The organism is Mesorhizobium amorphae, from assembly GCF_014843845.1.
GTDB classification, from domain to species: domain Bacteria; phylum Pseudomonadota; class Alphaproteobacteria; order Rhizobiales; family Rhizobiaceae; genus Mesorhizobium; species Mesorhizobium amorphae_A.
The window spans coordinates 247,326-269,741 of the sequence record NZ_JHQS01000007.1 but is presented as its reverse complement, the minus strand read 5'-3'; the positions used below and the strand labels follow the sequence as shown (position 1 = coordinate 269,741).

At 61.9% G+C, this 22,416-nt stretch carries 18 protein-coding genes; 8 read left to right on the top strand and 10 right to left on the bottom strand.

What is annotated here, in order from left to right:
* Positions 1 to 5: 5 nt before the first annotated feature.
* The 3 genes from DH08_RS03795 to DH08_RS03785 all read right to left on the bottom strand — a co-directional run bounded on the left by DH08_RS03795 (position 6) and on the right by DH08_RS03785 (position 1,662).
* A complete protein-coding gene (locus DH08_RS03795; protein WP_192178024.1) occupies positions 6 to 578 on the bottom strand; it encodes a hypothetical protein in 573 nt (190 codons plus the stop codon).
* Positions 579 to 719: 141 nt separating this feature from the next.
* Complete coding sequence (locus tag DH08_RS03790; RefSeq protein ID WP_120019056.1) at positions 720 to 860, bottom strand: ABC transporter; 141 nt, start codon at positions 858 to 860, stop codon at positions 720 to 722.
* 205 nt (positions 861 to 1,065) lie between these two features.
* A complete protein-coding gene (locus DH08_RS03785) occupies positions 1,066 to 1,662 on the bottom strand; it encodes a L,D-transpeptidase (protein ID WP_192177963.1) in 597 nt (198 codons plus the stop codon).
* A gap of 362 nt (positions 1,663 to 2,024) precedes the next feature.
* Here DH08_RS03785 and DH08_RS03780 point away from each other — a divergent pair, with 362 nt between their 5' ends.
* Positions 2,025 to 2,780: an SDR family NAD(P)-dependent oxidoreductase gene (locus DH08_RS03780; RefSeq protein ID WP_192178023.1), complete on the top strand. Its 756-nt coding sequence runs from the start codon at positions 2,025 to 2,027 to the stop codon at positions 2,778 to 2,780.
* Positions 2,781 to 3,161: 381 nt separating this feature from the next.
* On the opposite strand, the gene DH08_RS03775 is transcribed toward DH08_RS03780, so the two are convergent.
* A complete protein-coding gene (locus DH08_RS03775; RefSeq protein ID WP_192177962.1) occupies positions 3,162 to 6,272 on the bottom strand; it encodes an efflux RND transporter permease subunit in 3,111 nt (1,036 codons plus the stop codon).
* The gene (locus DH08_RS03770; RefSeq protein ID WP_192177961.1) at positions 6,272 to 7,336 is read right to left on the bottom strand and encodes an efflux RND transporter periplasmic adaptor subunit; all 1,065 of its coding nucleotides are present in this window, start codon (positions 7,334 to 7,336) and stop codon (positions 6,272 to 6,274) included. Before DH08_RS03770 ends, DH08_RS03775 begins: the two co-directional genes overlap by 1 nt.
* A 130-nt stretch (positions 7,337 to 7,466) precedes the next feature.
* Here DH08_RS03770 and DH08_RS03765 point away from each other — a divergent pair, with 130 nt between their 5' ends.
* The 5 genes from DH08_RS03765 to DH08_RS03745 all read left to right on the top strand — a co-directional run bounded on the left by DH08_RS03765 (position 7,467) and on the right by DH08_RS03745 (position 12,006).
* Positions 7,467 to 8,072 (top strand): TetR/AcrR family transcriptional regulator, encoded by a 606-nt coding sequence (locus DH08_RS03765; RefSeq protein WP_192178022.1) that lies wholly within the window; start codon positions 7,467 to 7,469, stop codon positions 8,070 to 8,072.
* 2 nt (positions 8,073 to 8,074) lie between these two features.
* Positions 8,075 to 8,557 (top strand): PaaI family thioesterase, encoded by a 483-nt coding sequence (locus DH08_RS03760; RefSeq protein ID WP_246800680.1) that lies wholly within the window; start codon positions 8,075 to 8,077, stop codon positions 8,555 to 8,557.
* Positions 8,557 to 9,816 carry a multidrug effflux MFS transporter gene (locus DH08_RS03755; RefSeq protein WP_192177960.1) on the top strand — a complete coding sequence of 420 codons (1,260 nt, stop codon included), beginning with the start codon at positions 8,557 to 8,559 and terminating at the stop codon, positions 9,814 to 9,816. The genes DH08_RS03760 and DH08_RS03755 overlap by 1 nt, the downstream gene beginning before the upstream one ends.
* Positions 9,817 to 11,118 carry a beta-ketoacyl-ACP synthase II gene (gene fabF, locus DH08_RS03750; RefSeq protein ID WP_192177959.1) on the top strand — a complete coding sequence of 434 codons (1,302 nt, stop codon included), beginning with the start codon at positions 9,817 to 9,819 and terminating at the stop codon, positions 11,116 to 11,118.
* 72 nt (positions 11,119 to 11,190) lie between these two features.
* A complete protein-coding gene (locus tag DH08_RS03745; protein ID WP_192177958.1) occupies positions 11,191 to 12,006 on the top strand; it encodes an oxidoreductase in 816 nt (271 codons plus the stop codon).
* A gap of 329 nt (positions 12,007 to 12,335) precedes the next feature.
* Here the strand turns inward: DH08_RS03745 and DH08_RS37050 are convergent, their stop codons facing one another.
* Positions 12,336 to 13,184: an OmpA family protein gene (locus DH08_RS37050; protein ID WP_345892341.1), complete on the bottom strand. Its 849-nt coding sequence runs from the start codon at positions 13,182 to 13,184 to the stop codon at positions 12,336 to 12,338.
* 1,444 nt (positions 13,185 to 14,628) lie between these two features.
* Between DH08_RS37050 and DH08_RS03735 the strand changes: the two genes are divergently transcribed.
* Both DH08_RS03735 and DH08_RS03730 read left to right on the top strand, forming a co-directional pair.
* A complete protein-coding gene (locus DH08_RS03735; protein ID WP_282595015.1) occupies positions 14,629 to 14,937 on the top strand; it encodes an NnrU family protein in 309 nt (102 codons plus the stop codon).
* A gap of 243 nt (positions 14,938 to 15,180) precedes the next feature.
* Positions 15,181 to 17,016, top strand: coding sequence for a patatin-like phospholipase family protein (locus tag DH08_RS03730; protein ID WP_192177955.1), 1,836 nt, complete (start codon positions 15,181 to 15,183; stop codon positions 17,014 to 17,016).
* Positions 17,017 to 17,160: 144 nt separating this feature from the next.
* On the opposite strand, the gene DH08_RS03725 is transcribed toward DH08_RS03730, so the two are convergent.
* From DH08_RS03725 to DH08_RS03710, 4 genes are all read right to left on the bottom strand, one after another.
* Positions 17,161 to 17,655, bottom strand: coding sequence for a hypothetical protein (locus DH08_RS03725; RefSeq protein WP_192177954.1), 495 nt, complete (start codon positions 17,653 to 17,655; stop codon positions 17,161 to 17,163).
* Positions 17,656 to 17,824: 169 nt separating this feature from the next.
* Positions 17,825 to 20,719 carry an FAD-dependent oxidoreductase gene (locus tag DH08_RS03720; RefSeq protein WP_192177953.1) on the bottom strand — a complete coding sequence of 965 codons (2,895 nt, stop codon included), beginning with the start codon at positions 20,717 to 20,719 and terminating at the stop codon, positions 17,825 to 17,827.
* Between the two features lies 1 nt (position 20,720).
* Positions 20,721 to 20,972 (bottom strand): sarcosine oxidase subunit delta, encoded by a 252-nt coding sequence (locus DH08_RS03715; protein WP_192177952.1) that lies wholly within the window; start codon positions 20,970 to 20,972, stop codon positions 20,721 to 20,723.
* A 10-nt stretch (positions 20,973 to 20,982) separates the two neighbouring features.
* Positions 20,983 to 22,224, bottom strand: coding sequence for an FAD-dependent oxidoreductase (locus DH08_RS03710; RefSeq protein ID WP_192177951.1), 1,242 nt, complete (start codon positions 22,222 to 22,224; stop codon positions 20,983 to 20,985).
* Between the last annotated feature and the right edge of the window lie 192 nt (positions 22,225 to 22,416).

Here is a 22,416-nt window from a genome sequence, read left to right as displayed (position 1 = left end):
CTTGGTTATGTATTCATTTCCCGAAGCTTAGTTATGAATTGTTGCGGCCGGAGCTGAATAGCGGGGGTCTTATACCCCATGGAGCGCGCGATGTCCGCCACGAAGCTGTTGCAGTTCAAGACAGTTGCCTGCCAGACATGGGACTTCGCCTGCAGCTTCCGGATGTAGGCAACGACTTTGTTGTACTCGTCCCGAGTCAGCATGACTCGCCAGCTTGCGGATCTGTATTGTTCTTCCAGATCACCGTCACTCCACCCGGTTTCGGCTGGCACCGGCACGAAATGGCCCAGAACGTAGGGAACTGCACTATTCGAAGCCGGGTGAAGGCCCGCGACTTGGGGATCGACCATTCTCCCGTCTTGGTTCAAGCGCCCAAAAACTGCGTAAGTGTGGCCGTAGCTGAGGGCGTAGCGGGAGCGGAACTCGATGAAGAACCGCTCGTCCTTATCTTGAGAGGCAGTTCTGCCATCGGCAAAAGAAACGAAATTCGGCTGGGCCGGCAGGTCTTTCGTCTGACATGCCGCTGCCGCGAGCGGCAGCAGGGCCACAAGCAAGAGACGGCCATTTACAAGCGTCATCGCCGCGTTCTCGAACTTCACGAAGCGCAGGCCTAGGAACAGCCTATGCCCGCCAATCGCGCCGTAGGCTATCGGCCTTGGCCCTGCGTATCGACGGGGAAGGGCCTGGCGGCCCTTCCCATACTCACCGAAAGCCGGTCCTTATTTAATCACGGGCTGCTCTACCGGAGCGGGTTCCGGCGGAGGAGCCTTCCCCTTTCCTTTGCCGATCCAATCGTTCGCGCAGCCGCTCAGGCTGGCAACGGCGAGCATGGCAACCATTGCAATCAAGATCCTGCTCATCAAGCAATCCTTTCCCCAGGGGCGGAATAGCCTATGAAAGCGCCACAAATAATAATGCAGCCCCGCTAAATTAGCTGCAAACTACGCCAAGGCCTAGTGCTGAAATGACACAATTGGCACCCGGTTCCCCGCGGCACGTTTACGGTGACGTGCTGGCAGAGTTCACCATCCAACGGAGATCAGGCGTGCGGCGCATCTCAGACCATCAAATAACCAGCACCGTCGTGCCCAGAGGGGTACGGTCGTAGAGGTCAATGATGTCGTCATTTATCAAACGGATGCACCCGTTCGATACCGCTGTGCCTATCGTCCACGGCTCGTTTGTGCCATGCACCCGGAAGTGGGTATCGCGTCCGCCGCGATAGAGATAAAGGGCCCGCGCACCAAGCGGATTGTTTGGTCCGCCGGGGACCCCGCCGGCGTATTGCACTAGGCGCGGCTTGCGCCTCATCATGTTGTCGGTGGGCGTCCACGACGGCCAGTCCGCCTTGCGGCCGACGGTGGCTGTACCCTTGAACGAAAGTCCCTGTTCGCCGACGCCGACGCCGTAGCGCGTCGCCCACCCATCCCTCTCGACGGCGTAGAGGAAACGTTGCGAAGTATCAACGACGATCGTTCCAGCCTGCTCGTTTCCGTAATACCGCACATGCTGCCGTCGGTAACGAGGATCCAGGCCACGCCTTGGTGCGAACGCGGATGAAATCGGCTCCGCCGCCTGTCGTAACGCTGACGTACATCCGGAAACCATCAGAGCCAGACTACCCAGCACGAGCCCCCGGCGCGCAATGTGGTTATTGTCCATTTCCACCTGCTAAGAAAATGGTCAGCCCTACCGCCGTCGTCTCTAACACTCCAAGGCCCGTCGGCCAAGTCTCGCGCCTTGCCCGAACTGACCTGGAACAACCGGAACCCGGCGTTGTTGCGTTGCCGACCGGCCATGCTCGCCAAACCGCTTCACTGGTGTGATGCCTTAATTCCAGTCAGGCCGGCTTCTTGATGTAACCTTTCATTTGGGCGCCACGCAGGTTGGCTGAGGGCGTCGGGCGCCAGGAGAGTTCACAGGACAAACAGGGGCCTTGGCTGCCGAAATCTGCTATGAACGAAGCCTCTTGTGACAACCATCTGGCTCCATTCGGTTATGTCGCTGTGGGCACAAGGATAGAGATGAAGCATGACTTCCAAGATAAGATCGCGGTTGTGACCGGCGCGGGCTCCGGAATAGGAGCGGCTGTTTCACGGCAACTCGCACAAGAAGGAGCCGAGGTTGTTGTTGCCGACCTTGATGCTGAGGCTGCGCACAGCAAAGCCGCCGAAATACGCTCGCAAGGAGGCAGGGCTCACGACTTTGCGGTCGATGTCACTGATGCGGCAGCCGTGGAAAAGCTGGTCGAGTTCGCTGTCCAGAAATGCGGCGGCCTGGATATGGCGGTAAACAATGCAGGTATCGACGGCGTTCGAAAAGCAACGGCAGACTATCCGCTCGACAACTGGCACAAGTTGATAAACGTCAATTTAAATGGCATTTTCTACTGCATGAAATACGAGATCGCCGCCATGCTGGATCGGGGCGGAGGCGCAATAGTCAACATGTCTTCCGTTCTCGGTTCCGTCGGATTGCCAACTGCGTCCGCATACACGGCAGCGAAACATGGGGTCGTTGGACTGACCAAGGTTGCGGCGATGGAATATGCGAGAATGGGCATCCGAATCAATGTCGTGGGCCCTGGCTGGATCGAAACGCCACTCGTATCGGAGCAAATGGAGGCAGCAGCCATCCGGCGCATTGCGGGGCTTCAGCCGATGGGCAGGCGCGGGAGACCTGAGGAGGTAGCGGCTCTTGTGTGCTTCCTCTTGTCCGACCAGGCTAGCTTTATCACTGGAAGCTACCATCTGGTGGACGGAGCTTACACCGCCCATTAGGTGCAGTGGCTGGCCGCAGTTCGTCCAGCTCTGGAAATAGCGGGCGGGCCGCGCCAAGACGGCGTCATGCTATTGCCGCCCGTCGACTGTGAGAGACGCCCATCTGCACGGAGCGAGGCGGAGTTTGGGGAGCCGACCAAAGCGCGGTTCCGGCGAGGCCGGTCGTCATCAACGTATCCGAGGCGCATTCAGTTGCCGTCATGGCGCGGCTCCGTAGAGAAGGTTGGTTCCCGGTTCCCCTCCCTCTACCATTTGGTCAACAAGATCAATCAGTTACGTGGACATCCGCTACCGTCTGCCACACTGATTACTCTCACTCACATCGACAACACGAACCCGCCAGTCGCCCCGTGCAGAAAAACGAGGCTCGACAACAGTGCCCTACTCGGCAGCCATTGCCAGTCGCAGTTCTGGTTCCTCCGTCGAAACCTCATGGACCTCATCCGCAGTCGGCTTGATCCGGAACCACGCGGCGTAGAGCGCGGGAAGGAAGAGCAGGATCAGCACCGTGCCGGCCGCCGTTCCGCCGATCAGCGTATAGGCCATTGAACCCCAGAAAACGGAGTGCGTAAGAGGGATGAAGGCGAGCACGGCGGCAAGTGCGGTCAAAATGACGGGCCGCGTTCGTTGCACCGTGGCCTCGATGACAGCGTGATAGTCGTCAATGCCGGCAGCGCGGTTCTCCTTGATCTGTTCGGTCAGGATCAGCGTGTTGCGCATCAGGATGCCGGCCAGTCCTATCATGCCCAGAATGGCGTTGAACCCGAAGGGCTGGTGGAAGGTGAGCAGCATCGGTACGACGCCGACAAGGCCAAGCGGTGCCGTCAGCATGACCATGAACATCGTTGAGAAGGATCGCACCTGCAGCATGATGACGATCAACATGGCAGCTATCATAGCCGGGAAGACCTTGCCGAGCGCGGTGTTGGCCTTTTCAGCCTCCTCGATCGATCCGCCCATTTCGATGCGATAGCCGACCGGAAGGGACGCAATCAGCGGCTGAAGGGCCTTCATGATCTGCTTGGAGACCTCCGGAGGCTGGGTCGCCTCATTGATGTCCGCGCGTATCGTGACAACGGGCGTGCGATCGCGGCGCTTCAGGATTGGCTCTTCCTGACGGATTTCCGAATGGCCGATCTGGTCGAGCGGAATCGAGCGGCCGTCTCGGCTCACGAGTGAGAAATCCGCCAGACGTGCCGGATCCAGCCGCTCGCCGCCGGCGCTGCGCGCCACGATGGGGACATTGCGAATGTCCTCGCGGACCTGCGTAACGGGGATGCCGGTGAGAAGGAATTGCAGTTGCTGGGCCACCTCCGCCGGCGAGAGGCCGATGAGGTTCAGTCGATCCTGATCGGGGACAAAGCGAAGTACGGGCGTTCGATTGCCCCAGTCGCGGTTGGCCTGTCGCACGTCCGGGACGCCCCGCATGATGTCGAGGGCCTTTTCGGAAATGCTGTAGAGTTGCGTGGAATCGGGTCCCATGACCCGGAACTCGACCGGGAACGGCGTGTAGGGGCCGAACACGAGCTGCGTGACGCGGACATACGCCTCGGGCGCAAGCCCCTGCGCCACTGCCTCTCGGAGTCGGTGCTTCAACGCCTCACGCGCCTCGGCGTCGGGAGTCAGCACGACTATTTTGGCAAACGCTGGATCAGGCAATTCCGGAGCCATCGCGAAGAAGAAGCGCGGAGCGCCCTGGCCGACGTAGCTCGTGACGATCTTGGCCTCGGGCTGGCTGTCCAGCCAATTTTCGAGCTTCTCGACCGCGGCGGTCGTTGTCTCGATGCTACCACCTTCCGGCAGGCGAACCTCTACCAAAACTTCGGGGCGGTCGGATGTCGGGAAGAACTGCTGTTTGACGGCGCCCATGCCGACGACGGAAAGCGCGAACGCGATGCCGACGATACCGCAGGTTACGAACTTATGGCGCACAGCAAAGGTGATGAGCCGCCGCAAACGTCGATAGTTAGGCGTGTTGTAAATGGCGTGGTGACCGCCTTCGACCGGTTTGATCGCCGGCAGCATCTTGACACCGAGATAGGGCGTAAAGACCACCGCGACGATCCAGGAGACAATGAGGGCGAACCCTACGACCCAGAAGATGTTGCCGGCGTATTCGCCGGCCGTCGAGCGCGCAAAGCCCACCGGCACGAAGCCGGCGATCGTCACCAGCGTTCCGGATAGCATCGGCGCCGCAGTGTGGCTCCACGCATAGGCCGCCGCCTTGATGCGGTCCATGCCCTCTTCCATCTTCACCACCATCACCTCGATGGCGATGATGGCGTCGTCCACGAGAAGACCAAGCGCCAGGATGAGGGCGCCGAGCGTGATGCGATCGAAGAACCGGCCGGTTTCCAGCATGATGAGGAACACAACGGCGAGCGTCAGAGGGACGGCAGCCGCCACGACGATCCCGACGCGCCAGCCCATGCTGAGCAGGCTGATCAGCAGCACGACGCCGAGCGCCATCGCGAACTTCAACATGAATTCGTCAACCGCCGAAGTGATGTTGACAGCCTGATCGGACACCTTGTCCAACGTCATCCCAAGCGGCAGTGCCTGTGCGATCGCGGCAGTCTTGTCCTCCAGTGCCTTGCCGAGCGCGCGACCATCCCAGCCTTCCTGCATAACCGCTGCAAGCATGATGGTGGGCTCGCCCTGACGCCGGATGAGGTATGTGGGAGGGTCTTCATAACCGCGGCTGACCTCGGCAATGTCGGAGAGCTTGAGCGTCCGCCCAGCAGCGACAATCGGCGTGTCAGCGATCGCCTGAACGCTGTCATAGGCGCCGTCGACCCGAATGAAGAGCCGTGGCCCCAAGGTGTCGATCGAGCCTGCGGGCGTGACGGTGTTCTGCCGCTGCAAGGCAGCGACGATGTCCTGTGCCGACACGCCGAGGGTTGCCAGTTTTGCGTAGGAAAACTCGACGAATATCTGTTCGGGACGTTCACCAAGGATGTTGATCTTCTTGACGCCGGGCACGTGCAGGAGGTCCTGACGGATTACCTCCGCCTGCCTTGCCAGTTCCCGCATCGGCATGCCTTTGGCCTTCAGCGCATAGAGGGCGAAGCTCACATCCGAATATTCGTCGTTCACGAAAGGGCCGAAGACGCCGGGCGGCAGGTTGCGGGCTTCATCTCCGAGCTTCTTGCGAGCCTGGTAGAACTCCTCCTGCACGACGGATGGCGGTGTGCTGTCCTTCAGCGTGACCGTCATATACGCATAACCTGGCCGTGTGGTCGTCTCCACCCGGTCGTACCAGGTCAGTTCCTGAAGCCGCTTCTCCAACGGTTCGGCGACGAGGTCCTGCATCTCTCGCGCCGTCGCGCCCGGCCACGCCGTCGTGACCGTCATGGTCTTGATGGTGAAGTTCGGGTCCTCGGCCCGGCCGAGCATGAGGAAGGCGTAGGCTCCGGCAGCCACCAGCAAGAGGATGAAGAACAGGGTGACGGCGCGTTCGCGAACAGCGATCGCGGAAAGATTGAAGCTCATCAGTTGCTCCCACTTTCGGACTCAGTCCGGACGCGCGCGCCCTCCTGCAGGAGGTGGGCGCCGAGCGACACAATAGGAACGTTGGAGTTCAATCCGGAGATCACAGCGGTTTCGCTGGTAACACGAACAAGCTGGACGGGCTGAAAGTGTACGGTTGAGGTGGCGCTTTCCAACACCCAAACGCCGGTCTTGCGGCCGTCATCAAGCACGGCTCCCAGTGGCACCTGGACCTCCGGCTGTTTCACCTGGTTTGCGAGCCGAATGGTGACCGTCGCACCAAGAGGTGCTGCGGCAGCCTCGCCGTCGAGCACATAGCGGGCCTCATAAGTGCGGGTCTGGGCATCGGCGGAGTCCGACAGCTGCCGGAGATGCGCTGAATATCGACGCTCGTCGCCACCATACAGGCTGGCCTCGGCTGCCGAGCCGATCGCCGGCCGGATCGTTTCGGGAAGCGCGACAACCGCTTCGCGCGGGCCGGCCTTGGCGATCCGGATCACTGGCTGGCCGGCAGCGACGACCTGCCCCGGCTCGCCAAGCGTTTCAACCACCGTTCCATCCGCGTCCGCCAACAGGACTGCATAGGCCGCCTCGTTTTCGGCTACCCGTGCGTCGGCCTCGGCCGAGGCAAGTTGCGCTTGGGCAGTATCCAACGCAGCCTTCGCCTGCTCGTAGCGCTGCCGTGGAACCCAACCGGCGCGGAGCAAGCTGGCGTAGCGCCGTTCATCCGGCTCAGTCTGAACGACTGTTGCACGCGCTGCCGCAACGGCATTGCGTTTCGCCGAAAGCGCAAGGCGCAGATCGGTATCGTCAATCCGCATCAGCGGCTGACCGGCTTTGACCTCCTGACCGACGTCTACCAATCGTTCCACGATCTTGCCGGGAACCCGAAAGCCGAGATTGCTCTGCACCCTCGCCGCGATGACGCCGGTGAAGCCGCGCTCTGATCCGGTCACTGGCGCTGCCGACACAAGTCTGACGAATGGCGCTTCCTGCCTTGGGTCGGTCACCAAAGGCGCCTCCTGCGCAGGAGTAGCAAACGTGGCGAATGCCGCCGCCCATGACATCGCCGTCAGGGTCGATCCCAATAAGATAACGGTTCTCTTTTTCACGCTCGTCGCCTCATCTCAAAATAGATTGCGTTCGACTTCTATATCGTTTATAGATTACGAACGCAATCAAAAAAGGAGAGCGACGATGCGAGTGAGCCGAATTCAGGCCGCAGAAAACCGCGAGACCGTCATCAATGTGGCAAGCCGCCTTTTTCGCGAGCGCGGCTTTGACGGCATCGGCCTCAAGGATCTGATGAAGGGTGCGGGGCTGACGCAGGGCGCCTTTTACAAGCAATTCGCGTCAAAGGAGGATCTGGCGGCGCAGGCGTCCAAGCGGGCGATGGAGAGCGCCACCCACCGTTGGTCGGACGCAACTGCGGCAAACCCGGAGAATCCGCTCGAGGCAGTGATCTCGTTCTATCTCAGTACGGACCATCGCGGAGAAAGGATGGATGGCTGCCCGGTCGTTGCGCTCGGTTCGGATGCTGCCAGGCAGGGCGACGAGGTGAAGGCGTCATTCGAGGCCGGCATCAAGGAATACCTTGAGATGCTCGGCAGTTGGGTTGGGCCGGCGGACGGCGAAAAGCCCAGCGCTAAGGCCATGGCCATTCTATCGACAATGGTCGGTGCCGTGCTTCTCTCGCGCGTCGTCAACGACGAGCAGTTGTCGAGCCAATTCCTGCAATCGGCGGCCGAGTACGTGCTGGCAGGGTCGCCTGTAGTCGTTGCCCAGCCGGGAGCGCGCACGTGACGATGTCCCCGGCGGAAACGCGCAGCGCAATTGCTTCAATCGCCGACATGGCGGGCTGGTCCGGGCTTGAGCTGGTTGCGAGGCTTGCGGAGGGGAGCATTCCCCGCCCGCCGATGGCGGAGACGCTCCCTTTCACCTTGCTTCCTCCCGAGGAAGGCAAGGTCGGGCTCCTGGCCACCCCAGAGCCGCGCTTTTACAACCTGACGAATACGGTTCACGGCGGCTGGATCATGACGATGCTCGACACCGTCATGGCACTTGCCGCCCAGACGACGCTTTCGCCCGGTGAAACCTGTCCGTCACATGAAACCACCGCTAAGTTTGTCCGCCCGATCTTCGTCGATTCCGGCGAAATGCGTGTGATCGGCCGTGTGGTCTCGCGCGGCCGGACGGTCATCACGCTGGAGGGCAGGATAGAGGACGCCCAGGGCAGGCTTCACGCGCATGGCACGTCGACATGCTTGGTCGTGAGCAGGAAGCCGTGATGTCCGCGCTTTCGATCGCGAACCCCGCGCCTTCCGAGCGCCACCTGACCGGCGGAATTCTGTTCCTGCTTGCCGGTCTGGCTGCGCTCGGCGCGCTTGCCACCAACATCATCCTTCCCGCCTTTCCGCGGATTGGCGCCGACCTCGGCGTTTCCTCCCGGGAACTTGGCCTGACTTTGAGCAGCTTCTTCGTTGCATTCGCCTTCGGACAGGTTCTGGCCGGACCACTTTCAGATCGCTTCGGCCGGAGTTGGCTGGTGCTGGGGGGCCTTGCAGTCTTTGTCGCGGGCAGCGTCGTTTGTGCCTTCGCCAACACCTTGTCCTTCATGGTGCTCGGCCGTGTAGTCCAGGCTCTAGGGGCTTGCGCTGCCTCGGTTCTGTCTCGCGCCATCGCACGTGACCTGTTCGACGGCGAGGCGCTCGCACGGGCTCTGGCACTGACCATGATTGCCGGGGCGGCTGCGCCGGGCTTTTCGCCTTTGCTCGGAAGTGCGCTCGATGGCCTTTTCGGCTGGCGGATCACCTTCCTTGTCGTTGCGGCATTCCCCGTGGCCCTCGCGCTGCATTATTACAGGCGCGTCGGCGAGACGCATCCGGCGGACCGCAGGTCATCGCTGGCGGCTTCGGCCGTGGCATCCGCCTATGGCCGCTTAGCCATCGATCCGCGCTTTCTGCTTCCCGCCCTCTCAGTCAGCCTTATCATCGGCGGGCTCTATACCTTTTTCGCCGCGGCGCCCGCGGTCCTGATGAGCGAGCTGGGCCTTACCGCCTCCGAACTCGGACTGTCCTTCGCGACGACGGTTCTGATCGTCATCGCGGCGGGGTTTCTCGCGCCCCGCCTGGCTCGTCGCTGGGGCCAGCGTACTGTTGGAACGATCGGCCTCGTCATCGCACATGCTGGCGGCCTCTCCATGTTCGCGTTCGCCGCAGCACCGACCTTCATGACCTTCACCATGGCCATCGCGCTGTATCTTTTCGGCATGGGATTGATCAATCCGCTCGGCACCGCGATCGCACTCCATCCTTTTGGCCGGCAGGCCGGGCTGGCATCCGCGCTGCTCGGTTTTCTGCAGATGGGCTGCGCAGCCATCGGCTCGTCGTTTGCCAGCATCTTGCCACTGCAACCGTCCGCTTCCCTTGCCGTCATCCTGACCACGTGTTCGGCGCTTGCCCTTCTGGTCTTTCTTCCGGTCGCGCTAGGCCGGCCCCAGGCACAGCCGAGTCGTTCTGGCGGCGCACCTGAATCGATAGGAAAATAAATGCGACGGATTGTTGTCACAGGCATGGGAGCGGTCACGCCCCTTGCTGCCGATGTTGAAGCGTCCTGGTCACGCCTTTTGGCCGGTCGTTCGGGCATCCGTAGGCTTCCGGACGATGTGGTGGGAGACCTGCCGGCGAAGATTGGCGGCGTGGTTCCCTCCTTGGATGAAGATCCGGACGCTGGTTTCGATCCTGATGACGTCCTGTCTGCCAAGGATCAGCGCAAGGTAGATCGGTTCATTCTCTTTGCGCTGGCGGCGGCGGAAGAGGCGCTTGCGCAGGCGAAATGGAAGCCTGTCCTGGAGACGGATCGCCTGCGCACAGCCACGATCATCGCTTCAGGGATCGGCGGGTTCCCAGCCATCACCGAGGCGGTGCGCACGGTCGACCTGCGTGGCGCCCGCCGCCTGTCGCCCTTTACGGTGCCGTCCTTCCTGGTGAACCTCGCAGCGGGCCAGATCTCAATCCGTTATGGCTTCAAAGGTCCATTGGGCGCACCGGTGACGGCGTGCGCGGCCGGCATCCAGGCGATCGGCGACGCGGCCCGTCTCATCCGCGCGAACGAAGCTGATATTGCCGTGTGCGGGGGTACGGAAGCGTGCATGAACATCGTCAGTCTCGGTGGGTTTGCTGCCGCACGCTCTCTTTCAACCGGCTTCAATTGGGCGCCGGCTCAAGCCTCGCGCCCCTTCGACATGTCGAGGGACGGCTTCGTCATGGGCGAAGGAGCCGGCGTGCTGGTCATCGAGGCGTTGAGCCACGCGCTGGCGCGCGGCGCAAAGCCGCTCGCCGAGCTCGTCGGCTACGGCACGACGGCGGATGCTCATCACGTCACTTCTGGTCCCGAGGACGGCGGCGGTGCGCGCCGGGCCATGGAGATCGCAATCGCGCAAGCAGGGATTTCGCCGCGCGAGGTTCGTCATCTCAATGCGCATGCGACCTCCACGCCAGTCGGCGACCTGGGTGAGATCGAAGCGATCAAGAGCGTATTCGGGCGCGATTTCGCGATAGCTGTCAGCGCGACGAAATCGGCGACCGGACACCTGCTGGGCGCGGCCGGCGGGCTTGGAGCCATCTTCTCGATCTTGGCAATCAGGGACCAGATGGCACCGCCGACACTCAATTTGAGCGCTCCCGATCCGACCGCCGACGGCATCGACTTCGTCGCAAACGAGCCCCGGCCAATGGAGATGGAGTACGCGATCTCTAATGGCTTCGGCTTTGGCGGCGTGAATGCCAGCGCCTTGTTCAGGCGCTGGACCGCGCCAGCGACCCGACGAGAGCGCCAGGGGCGCTCATAGCTGACCCCCCCTTCGCTCCGGCCTTTCATACTTCCCCAACTCCTGTCCAACACAAAGAAAGAAATGATTTCCATGAACAAGACAAATCCTGGCGTCGCCCTGGTGACAGGGGCATCTTCCGGCATCGGGCGGGCTACCGCCGTCGCCTTGCTAAGCGCTGGCTTTCGCGTATTCGGAACCAGCCGTCGCGGAGCCGCCGAAAGCTCCGGTGGCATTACCATGCTGGCCTGTGACGTGACCGATGATGAGTCCGTCGCGAAAATGGTCGATGACGTTCTGGCTAAGGCCGGACGTATCGACCTGCTTGTCAACAATGCCGGCATGGGTCTGTTTGGCGGCGCGGAGGAGTCCTCGATCGCACAGGCTCAGGCTTTGTTCGACGTGAACGTGTTCGGCGTTTTGCGCGTGACTAACGCGGTCTTGCCGGCAATGCGACGCCAAGGGGAGGGCAGAATCGTTAATTTGAGTTCGGTACAGGGGTTTATCCCAGCCCCTTATTTCGCGCTTTACTCGGCGACCAAACATGCCATCGAAGGTTATTCCGAATCACTCGATCACGAATTGCGCCCGTTCGGCATTCGCGTTTCACTGGTGGAGCCCGCCTATACCCGTACGTCATTCGAGGACAATCTCGCCGCCCCCGATCAGTTGCTTGATGTCTATGACTCCGCGCGCGCTGGCATGACCATAGCCGTGCGGAAATCGATGGAAAAAGGCGATGCGCCCGAAGTGGTAGCCAAGACCATTTTGGCGGCTGCGACGGATCCCGCGCCCAAGAGGCGCTATGCGGCGGGCAAAATGGCGCGCCAGGTCAGTCTCCTGCGCCGCTTCGTCCCCGCGTCCGCATTCGACAAAAGCCTTCGAAAGCAGCTCGGGCTGCCGGTCTGACGATTTCGGCTGCAGACAAAACGAGGCCTTCAAATCCAGATGCAGGTACTAGATAGCCAACGTCTTGCGTTGAGTAGAGGGGCTTATTCAAAATGAATCCTCATCCAAGACAACGGAGCAGGGCCGCCGTATGTGATGTGCTTGAATATGTGATGTGTTTGAATCAGCTGGTGTGGTGTTCACCGCCGCGGGGAGTAGTTTTATGGAGGACGGCACAGCCATGCCTCCAAAGCGGCTACCAAGCATCCGGCCGCGAAAAGTGCCGGGTCGGCCGAGATCGGGACTTCTGGCAGCCGGCGATTGATGACCAATCGCCGGCTGTTATTGCGTTAGTTGGCGCTTGCTACAGGCGCGACTAGTGGCGTGATGCGGCGGATGCCAACCCGCCGATTTTCACGAGCGGCTTCTTCGGTCTTCACCTTCAGATACTGCTCGCCGTAACCCTGCGTTACCAAGTTCTCCGGCGGAATTGCAAAGCTGTTGGTGAGGGCGGACGCGACGGATTCGGCACGCCTGTCCGATAGCGCGAGATTGGCTTCGTCCGAGCCGACAGCGTCGGTGTGACCTTCGATCAGAAAGGTTTCAGCCGGATTCTCGCCCAATAGTTTTTCCATGGCCTTGGCGAGACCCTTCAGCTTTCCCAATTCGCCTTCAGGTATATCAGCTGACCCGGTCTCGAAAGTCAGCGTATCGAGGTCCACGCGGCGGACAATGTCACGAAGACGGGCTGAGCGCTTCACTTCGTCAACGGAGTAAAGTCGCTGGATGCGCTCGACCGGAGGCTGGTCCAGAAACGTGTAGTATCGCTGCGGGTCGTCTTCGTCGGCCGCATCTAGGATATATTCATTCACCGGAATCGTGAGCCGGATTGGGGGCAGATCGAGGCCCGGATCCCGCCAGCTGTTGTCGCGATAGTATTGATCGTCAACATAGACCATCACGAACTCGCGGCCATCCGGAGTGATGCGGGAGCGCCGGATCACGTTGCCATATCGATCCCGCACAGTGACAATTTGATTGCCGTTCTCGCGCACGATCGTCTCGCGGATGCGGCCACGGGGAAGGTCTTCATAGTAGACCTCCTTGGCGCCGCGAGTCATGCGCGGCCGGTCGTTACTTTCGACCGTGATATGGTCGCCGAACTGGACAATGATCCGGTCGCCGATCTCGCGGACCACGTCGGTTCCCTCCGGACGCTCGCGCTTTCGCCCCTCCTCATCGGGCGAGCGGTCGCGCCGCGAGCCTTCTTCTGACTTTACGGACTCAATCTCCTTAGGCTGGGCAGCCTCGGTCGCTGAAGCGTCCGACGTCGGAGGGGGACCCGCATCTGGCGGTGCCGGTTGGGCCGTCTGCTCTCCCGTCGTTGCGGGTGCTGGTCCATTGGTCGGAGCAGATTCCTTCTGACTGTCCAAAACAGGGGCTGCGTCGGGGTTCGCAGGTGCGGCACTCGCGTCGGCGGGTGCTTGACCCGCCTTTGCGGGCTGCTCAGTTGCAGCCGGAGCCCCCGTTGCCGGAGCCTCGGTTTGCGGTGCAGTTGGCTCCTTCGCGGGCGGAGGCGTGGTAGCAGGCTGCTCGGTTGCAGCAGGCGCTTCCGGTTGAGCTTGAGGCTGCGGAGCCGGCTCGGTCGCAGCCGGAGGCGTAGCAGCAGGCTGCTCGGTCGCAGGCGCTTTGGGTTGTTCTGGGGGCTGAGGAGCCGGCTCGGCCGGGGCCTGTTCTGACGGACTGGGGGTAGGCTCTGCCGCAGGTGCAGCTTCTGCAGGGGCCTTTTCCGCAGGCACGGGTGCGGCCTCAGGCGCTGGCGCGGGTGCCGGAGCAGGTTCTGCCGGTGGTGCCGGCTGCTCGGAAGCTGGCGCCTCGTTGGCCTGGCGAGCGGCACAGGCCTCGGCGCTTTCGCCCTCCTGGCAAACGGACTGCACTAGGATAAGCGGCGTCGCCTGCCTGGAAAGGTCGGCGCTGTTTTGCAACGGGTAGGCGCCTATCGGCGAGGACGCCATCAGCAAGCCAAGCGCGGTCCCCGAGATTATCTGTTGTTTGTACTTCATGGTTTTGGAGTTCCTTTGAGACGTGTCCCGTCGCCATGAGAACACTTCTCGATCCCAATCGTTCCAATAGGCTGAGCCTGCTTCAGCTGGTACGAAGCCGTGGGGCTAACGATTTTGGTCGTTTCGCCTTTGCGCACTCCCGAAAACGATGATCCGCCCCGGGCGGTGGTTTTGGCCGAGGAGACGCTGGAAAGCGTTCAAAGGGTCGCGCAACACGCGCGGAACGCATTTTCTGCTGGAGAAGGTTGGATGTCGGTTCCTCTCCCTCTACCACCCTCAAAGTCCAAACAATTCTCCGGTTCGGTCATGGCTTCCCGAAAGCCCAGAGTGTGCCGGATGTGCGGCCGAAAGCTGGGGAGTAGCTCCAAAATCTCCAGGTTTTGACAACAGCAATATCAATGCCTTAGTGCGGGCAGTTTTGCGGTTCGCTCGTCTGTCTAATGACGACCACAACTATGCGGTCGCTCGCTAGGTCCGGCTTGCGCAACTACGGACATCGCCAAGCCACTACTCGGACGCGCGTTTCGGGCCGAGAGGACCGGCAGCTTCGGGCCTCGGATGTTCAAAGCGGACCGTCTTTCTGGCAGCCGCTTACTTGCCCGCGGGTGCAATCAAGCATCGGCTGAAGCACCCGGTGCTGGTGGGCATCATCCTATGGGCCATCGGCCACCTCCTGGCCGATGGCGACCTTGCCTCGCTCCTAGTCTTCGGAGCGTTTCTGGTTTACGCGATTGTCGATCTCATTGCCGTCATTCCACGCGGGGATCCGGCACCCGCGGTCGTGCGACCGCTTAGCGACCTGATTGCTGTGGGCATCGGCTTGGTGGCTTTCGCATTGTTCGGGCTCTGGCTGCACGGCTGGCTGTTCGGAGTCTCGCCCTTCGCTTGAACGTCCGCAGCGACGGCGCGCCTTCGAGATGGCCTGGCGAATCCCACCAGTTGCCGCGGATCGAGCGTCTCGCAGACACCACAGTGAACCAATGCTTGGCATAAGGTCGGCACATCAGAATTTTGATCCATAGACGGGCTCCAGCCGGCAACGTTGCGGTTCGGCTCGGATCGCGCCTTGCGACGCTGCAAACACGAGCGGTACAACAATTACCGGAGCGAATGCGTACCCGGGATGGCTCAAATGTCCTCCGTCGATTCTCTCGCCGCGAGATTATTGTCGGCGACATTGATGTTCGATCGGGCGTCGTTGCTGGCGCTCGAGGCTTTGGCTGCCGAATCCGACCGTCGGGTCCTGAGGCGCGGTGAGGTCCTGGTTCGCGAAGGCGATCCATCGGACAGGTTCTTCGTCGTGCTGTCCGGTCGCTTTACGGTACACAAAGGAGATCCGATTGGCTCGGTCGCCGAGATCGCACAGGGCGAACTAGTCGGCGAAATTGGTTTCTTTGCAGGGCTGCCCCGTACGGCCACTGTCCTTGCAGCGCGCGATTCGATCGTCCTTGAAATCAGTCGTAATCATTTCGAGAAGGCGGCCGAGGCTTTGCCGAACCTGAGAGAGGCGGTCACAATATCTCTGGCGCGCCGGTTCGCCACGCAATCTCCGATTTTGTCACGTCTCCAGAAACCTGCCAAGATCCGAACGCTTGCCATCATTGCAGCCGGCGGAAGTCGCATCTCACCGGTTTTCATCGGGCACCTACAGCAAGAGCTCGGCGCGGTCACGCGCGCTCAGTTCGTTTCCCGGCTTGATGTCCACGCGAAGTTCGCAGGTCGTCCGATCGACGACCAGCCGATCCTTAACTGGTTGAACGAACTGGAGGCGCAAGCTGAATTCGTTGTCTACGTCGCCGATGAAGAACCTAATGAATGGACACGAGTCTGCATTCGCCAGGCCGATACCGTCCTGTTGCTGGCGAACGCGTCCTCCTCGCCTCGCTTGAACACGTCCGAGGAATTGGTGCTATCGGTCCATCCACCATCGACCGGTCGGCTTGTCCTAATTCACGACAATCGCTCGGCTGCGGTCTCCGGCACCTCTGCGTGGCTCGATGACCGTCCCTATGTCGGCCAGCATCATCATGTTGCGCTGGAGGACGGGGCTGATATCCAGCGCCTGGTCCGATTTATTTCCTGCAAGGCACGTGGCTTCGTGGCGGCGGGGGGTGGGTCCCTGGGCAGCGCCCATCTGGGCGTCTACAAGGCCTTCGTCGAGGCGGGCGGGCGCTTCGACTACCTCGGCGGGACGAGTTCCGGAGCGGCGATGATGGCCGGCTTCGCAAGAGGGTTGGATGCGGAGCAGATCGACCGCGGCACGCACAACATATTTGTCAAGAGTCGGGCGTTTCGGCGCCCCACCTTGCCGCGTTTCGCGCTTCTGGATCACAAAGCCTTCGATCGAGCCCTTCGGGAGGAATACGGCGACGTTCTGATCGAAGATCTTTGGCTTCCGTTCTTTGCGCTGTCGACCAATCTGAGCAGCCGTCAGCCCCATGTCCACCGTCGTGGAAAACTCTGGCAAGCCGTTCGGGCATCCGGCTCGCTCCCGGGTGTCCTGCCACCGTTCTTTACGGCTGACGGCGATATGCTGGTGGACGGCGCCATCATGAACAATTTGCCGCTGGAACAGATGAGGGAACTCAAGACCGGCCCCAATGTCATCGTGAGCTTTGGGTCCAGTGGACCGCAAAAATACCACATCGACTATGACCGCATCCCCGGAAGATCGGAACTGGCGGTCGCCCTGCTGAACCCTTTCGGCCGTGCCCCCTTGCCGCAGGTTCCGAGCATGCTTCAGGTTATAGCCGCGAGTGTGCTGGCACACGGGCCGCAGGACATTGCCGTCGGCGACGAGGATGTCTTGGTCTGTCCGCAGGTTTCGAGCACGATCGGCTTCATGGATTGGAGTCGGCATTCCGAGTTGTTTTCGGACGCCTACGACCGCACGGCGCAATGGATCGAGGAACGTCTCCGCCAGAACGACTCAGGGCTCCGGGCGGTGCTCGGTAACGCACATACTTAGCGCATCACAGCGCGATACCGGCAGCCCGAACATCAAAAAAAGCCGGGCAATGCGCCCGTGGAGGTGCAGCTGGTTGCCGCGGTATAGACGCGGCGACGACGGTGCGCTCCGGCTGCTGCGGGCAAGGACCAGGAGAGAGCCGAACTATTCAGCGGGATGAAGAGCAGCCAATTGAAAGCCGGCATCCGTTCCGGCCGCGGTCTCGGTCAGGACATCCAGCGCAAACGCCGCCGAGGCGATGTCGATGAAGATGTCGTAGGACACCGCGCCAAAACGGTCGAAACGAGCCACAACCGCATCCAGATGCAAGGCGCGGGTCTGGGCGAGATGAGCCGGTTTCAGGCTCTCCGGCCTCAGATCGGCCATCGAGATCCGCCGCATCAGCGCGGGCGCTGCGGGGCCGGATATCACGAACCACGCCCAGCCCTCGTCGCGATAGGCTTCGTATCCCTTGGACGGAAGCTCACTGTCGTGCCAGGCCTTGCGCAACTCGCGCAACCGCGCACCGCTGCCACCGGGAGGCGCCGTCAGCAGCACCTCATGTTGACCCAGCCGCAGCACTGACGTGCCGCAAGGCAGGGCAAGCGCAGTATTCACCGACTCGGGTGCGGACAGACCTGCTTCACCGAGCCAGTCCATCGTACCTGGGCCACGCAACCCAAAACGCTCCGTCTGGGTACAGTCGAAAACAACGTTCTCATGCGCCCCGGGGAGCGCATCTCTTCGCGCAAGGCGTTGCGCCAAGGCGCTGTGGCGTAAGCTCGGGTCAATTCCGACCGAGATCCCAGGATGGTGGCGCGGAAGCATCTTACATCTCCTGCCGCTGGTTTTCGGGATCATAGAATGGGGTAGGCACCACTCTGGCCTCCAGTTCCTTGCCACACAGGCCACGTATGCGGAGACTGGATCCCGGCGTCGCATCACGCGGGTCGGCATAGGCGAGCCCGATCCATTTGTTCAGGGTTGGCGACAAACAGGTCGATGTGACAAAGCCCACCGGGCGTCCGTCCCGCAGCACGAGGCAGGATTCCGCCAGCCGGATGCCGTGCCCCTCGGGCAGTTCGAAGCCGCACAGCTTGCGCTTCAGGCCCAGCTTGCTGCGCGCTTCTACGGCAGTCTTCCCCACATATCGGGCCTTGGTCTTGGACAGCGCCCAACCCATGCTCAGCTCATCCGGCGCCGAGAGTGCATCGGTATCCTGCCCAATGATGATATGCCCCTTTTCCAGACGCAGGATACGCGAGGCTTCCAGCCCGTAGGGTTGCAGACCGTAGGGTGCCCCTGCCTCCAGCAGCTTTCGCCAAAGTGCCGCTCCGAAAGATTGCGGCACGTGAAGCTCGTAGCTCAACTCGCCGGTAAACCCGATGCGCATGATGCGAGCCGGGCACCCGCCGATCACGCCGCTACGGCCATTGAGATAGGGGAAGCCGTCCGGGGAGAGATCTATGTCGCCTCCCAGGGCCTTGAGGACCGTGCGGGCCGCAGGTCCGGTGACATTGATCGCGGCGAAGGCGGCGGTCACGTTCTGGATATCGACCTGCATGCCCCATTGCGTGTTCAGGAACAGCATATCGGTGAAGACGCGGGCGACGGCGCCGGTGGTGGCGGTCACGTAGAATTCGGTCTCGGACAGGCGGAAGGCCACCCCGTCGTCGATGACGGATCCCATGTCGTTCAGCATAAGGCAGTAGCGGACGCGACCCACCGGCTGCCTGGCATGGGCCATCGTATAGATCCGGTCGATGAAAGCGCCGGCATCCGGACCTCGGATCGCCAGCTTCCCCAAGGTCGAGACATCCAGCATGCCGACCTGATTGCGCACAAGCGTGACCTCATCCCGGATCGCTTTCTTGACGTCGCGATTTCCGGCGTAGTGCAGCGGCCGCCACCAGGCCCCGACCGGTGCCAGTTTCGCTCCGCCGGCGACATGTTCGGCATGCATGGCGGTATGGCGGTAGGGCACATGGTTCGGGCCTGTGAGCAGGCCAAGCTTTTCGGGGCCGAAGGGCGGACGCGAGGTGGTGATCCCCACTTCGCCCACCTTGCGCCCGGTCTCTCGAGCAACGATCCGGGCCGTTGCCAGGGCGGAATGCCGCCCCTGCGACGGCCCCATGCCTACGGTGGAATAGCGCTTCACCAGCTCAAGCTCGCGATAACCGTCGCTGACGGCGTTCTTGATATCCTTGATCTGCAGATCCTCGTCGAAATCCACGAAATCCCGCCCTTTGGGATGGGGGGACAGGTCTTGCAGATAATTCATCTCCGGCGCGCTGGCATCCGGGATGATGTCAGGGTGGACGCAGGCATGGCCGGCGCCCTGCGCCGCGGCTGCGCCCGCGATCTCGCCGCTGCGCAGCACCGATTTCAGGTCGAAATATCCTGCCGCCGATCCGGCGACATGAAACGCTTCCGGCAGATTGCTCAGCACGAATTGCCGACTGGCCTCGTCAAATCCCAGCTTTGCCCCGGCATGCAAGGGCAGCTGGTAACATGGCGTGTAGCCAGCCGCGACCACGAGGTGATCGCAGTCCAGCTGTTCCGCGCCACGCTCGGGTGTGCTGAAACGAATGGTTCTGATATGGCGATTGCCTCCGGTCCCCAATGCTTCCGTGACGGTGGCATTCGGGATGATCCGAACGCCGCGCTCGACGAGGCGTTGCGCGAGTATCTTGCCGGCCGCATCGGCGGCGGGATCTAGAACGGCGAACACCGATACGCCCGCGTCAAGAAGGTCGAGAGCCGTGAGATATCCATCCCGGTTGCCCGCAAAGACCACGGCGCGCTGACCGGGACGAACCGCATAGTGTCGCATCAGTCTCTGCGCCGCGGACGACAAAAGGATACCCGGCAGGTCGTTGTTGCGAAACACCAGCGGCTGTTCATGCGAACCTGCGGCCACCACGACCTGCTTCGCGCGAACCCGGTAGAGCACCTCGCCCTGCAGCACCGGAAGCCAGTTGTCGGCAAACCAGCCATTGCATGTCGCACCGGTCAGCACCCGCAGATTGCCCAGCTTTCCGGCCGCTTCGCGCAGCGTCTTCAGGGTCGCCTCTGCCTCTGCCGTCTCGAGCCCGAAGCGCGCATAGGTCAGTGCGCCGCCGAGTTCCGGGTTCAGGTCGACCAGCAGCACCTGTGCCCCCGCTTCGGCTGCCTTGATGGCGGCCGACAGGCCGGCCGGGCCCGCGCCCACGACCAGCACGTCGGTGTGCAGGTTCTCCTTGATGTAGTGGCCGTGACCGGCGGCCGGATCGACCTTGCCGAGGCCGGCCGACTTGCGGATCATCGGCTCCCAGAATTTCAACCAGCTCTTCGCGCCGGGGCGAAAGAAGCTGCGATAGTAGAACCCGACGGGCATGAAGCGCCCCAGCCTGTCGAGCACCGCGCCACGGTCGCGCTCGGCCGTGCCGTTGACGTTCTGGGCAGTGACCTTCAACCCTTCGCCAATCGTGCGCAGGTCGGCGCGGACATTCGGCTCATCCGGCAGCTGCACCAGTGTGTTGGCGTCCTGCCCGGCCATGGTCAGAATTCCGCGCGGACGGTGGTATTTGAATGAGCGCGACAGGATCCAGCGGCCGGTTCCAGCCATGGCGGAGGCAATGCAGTCGCCGACGAAACCTTCGAGAGGACGGCCGTCGAATTCAAAACGGATCTTGCGGGCGCGATCGAGACGCGATCCCCAGGGAAGTGGCAGCCGTTCGGTCATGTCAGGCGGGCTTTCGGCTCGGAAGATAGGTGGCAAGGATCTGGTCGCTGACGGTATGGCGTTCGGCTACGAACACGGTGTTGGACGGGGTGTGCCGCCACCACTCGCGCATCACGCCGAGCGGGTTCTCGGCGTAGAACAGGGATTCGATCAGTTGCTCGGGCTGTTCGGCGCTGGCTGCACAGACCGGCCCGAGATACTGAAATTCGGTGATGTTACGAGGTCCGTTTACCGGACAGGTCAGAAGTTTCATGGAAGTCTCGTCAATGGCTGGCGGCCGTGGCGCCCATTTCGTTCAGCAGCGCAAAACTGTCGAACCGGCGCAGGTCGAATGGTCTCAAGACATCGGGCACGCGCCCGCTGGCGATGGTCTCGGCCATGCGCTTGCCGGCCACTGGCGTCGCCTTGAAGCCCCAGGTTCCCCATCCGCAGTCGAGCCAGTAGTTCTGCAGCGGTGAGGCTCCCATGATCGGGCTGTAATCCGGCGTCATGTCGGTGATCCCCGCCCATTGCCGCAGCAGCTTGACCTTGTGCAGGAAGGGGAAGAGGTGCAGCGCGCCTTCGGCGAGATGTTCCTTCTGGTCCAGCGTCGAGCGGGTCGACGCCAGCTGGTAAGGGTCGGAGCCGCCCCCGATGACGACCTCGCCACGGGAGGATTGCACCAGATAGGTGTGCAAATTGGCGGATGAGACAAGTATGTGCAGGAATGGCTTCAACGGCTGCGTCACCATTGCCTGCAGTGGGAAGCAGCGTATCGGCAGCTTGATGCCCGCCATGGCGGCGACCTGGCCATTGAGCCCGCCCACGGCCTGCAGCACCTGCCCGGCGGCAGTCGTGCCGCGGTTGGTCTTGATGTGGGTGACCCGATCGCCCGCCCGCTCGAAGCCAGTGACCTCGGTACGCTGGTGGATCTCCACACCACGCTCGCTGGCATGCTTGGCATAACCCCATGCCACGGCATCATGGCGGGCGGTGCCGCCGTCGGCATGCCAGAGCCCGCCGATCACTTCGTGCTGGCCACCGAGATCCAGGTTCAGATGCGGGCAGAGCTCCTTCACCGTCTGGACATCGACCACTTCGATGCGGGTGCCCACATGCTTGCCCATCTCGGCACGCAGATGGAAACTGCGCAGCGTCGCTTCGGAATGCGCCAGCGTCAGCTGCCCGCGCTGCGAAAACATGACGTTGAAGCCGAGATCCCGCGACATCGTCTCAAAGAGTTCGACGCCTTCCTTGTAGAAGCGGATCGATTCCTCGGTCATGTAGTTCGAGCGGATCGTGGTGGTGTTGCGCGCCGTATTGCCGCCTGCGAGATAGCCCTTTTCCAGCACGGCGATGTTGCGAATGCCATGCACGTTGGACAGGTAGTAAGCCGCCGCAAGACCGTGACCGCCGCCCCCGATGACCACCACGTCGTAGGATCGCTTCAGCTCGGGCGTCAGAGGAATGTCGCGAAAGGAAGCGTGCCTGGCGCGCAGACCGTATTTCAGCAAGGAGAAAGGCATGGTTTCCTGCGGTTCAGCAGCTGGGATCGAGCCTTAGAAGACCCGCCAGGCCGGCTTGGCGCAAGAAATCGTTCTTTACCCAGTGACCTCGTTTTCGTAATGCATGGAAAATCTGAATGGGGTCTCCATGCGCAACCTCCCCTCAAGGCGTTTCCGGGAGGCTGGTCCCGCCATTGACCCGGCCTTGCCGTG

Excerpts from the sequence above, each read along its gene's own strand:
- DH08_RS03795 (WP_192178024.1), bottom strand. The coding sequence starts at position 578 with ATGACGCTTGTAAATGGCCGTCTCTTGCTTGTGGCCCTGCTGCCGCTC.
- DH08_RS03790 (WP_120019056.1), bottom strand. The coding sequence starts at position 860 with ATGAGCAGGATCTTGATTGCAATGGTTGCCATGCTCGCCGTTGCCAGC.
- DH08_RS03785 (WP_192177963.1), bottom strand. The coding sequence starts at position 1,662 with ATGGACAATAACCACATTGCGCGCCGGGGGCTCGTGCTGGGTAGTCTG.
- DH08_RS03780 (WP_192178023.1), top strand. The coding sequence starts at position 2,025 with ATGAAGCATGACTTCCAAGATAAGATCGCGGTTGTGACCGGCGCGGGC.
- DH08_RS03775 (WP_192177962.1), bottom strand. The coding sequence starts at position 6,272 with ATGAGCTTCAATCTTTCCGCGATCGCTGTTCGCGAACGCGCCGTCACC.
- DH08_RS03770 (WP_192177961.1), bottom strand. The coding sequence starts at position 7,336 with ATGTCATGGGCGGCGGCATTCGCCACGTTTGCTACTCCTGCGCAGGAG.
- DH08_RS03765 (WP_192178022.1), top strand. The coding sequence starts at position 7,467 with ATGCGAGTGAGCCGAATTCAGGCCGCAGAAAACCGCGAGACCGTCATC.
- DH08_RS03760 (WP_246800680.1), top strand. The coding sequence starts at position 8,075 with ATGTCCCCGGCGGAAACGCGCAGCGCAATTGCTTCAATCGCCGACATG.
- DH08_RS03755 (WP_192177960.1), top strand. The coding sequence starts at position 8,557 with ATGTCCGCGCTTTCGATCGCGAACCCCGCGCCTTCCGAGCGCCACCTG.
- fabF (WP_192177959.1), top strand. The coding sequence starts at position 9,817 with ATGCGACGGATTGTTGTCACAGGCATGGGAGCGGTCACGCCCCTTGCT.
- DH08_RS03745 (WP_192177958.1), top strand. The coding sequence starts at position 11,191 with ATGAACAAGACAAATCCTGGCGTCGCCCTGGTGACAGGGGCATCTTCC.
- DH08_RS03730 (WP_192177955.1), top strand. The coding sequence starts at position 15,181 with ATGTCCTCCGTCGATTCTCTCGCCGCGAGATTATTGTCGGCGACATTG.
- DH08_RS03725 (WP_192177954.1), bottom strand. The coding sequence starts at position 17,655 with ATGGACTGGCTCGGTGAAGCAGGTCTGTCCGCACCCGAGTCGGTGAAT.
- DH08_RS03720 (WP_192177953.1), bottom strand. The coding sequence starts at position 20,719 with ATGACCGAACGGCTGCCACTTCCCTGGGGATCGCGTCTCGATCGCGCC.
- DH08_RS03715 (WP_192177952.1), bottom strand. The coding sequence starts at position 20,972 with ATGAAACTTCTGACCTGTCCGGTAAACGGACCTCGTAACATCACCGAA.
- DH08_RS03710 (WP_192177951.1), bottom strand. The coding sequence starts at position 22,224 with ATGCCTTTCTCCTTGCTGAAATACGGTCTGCGCGCCAGGCACGCTTCC.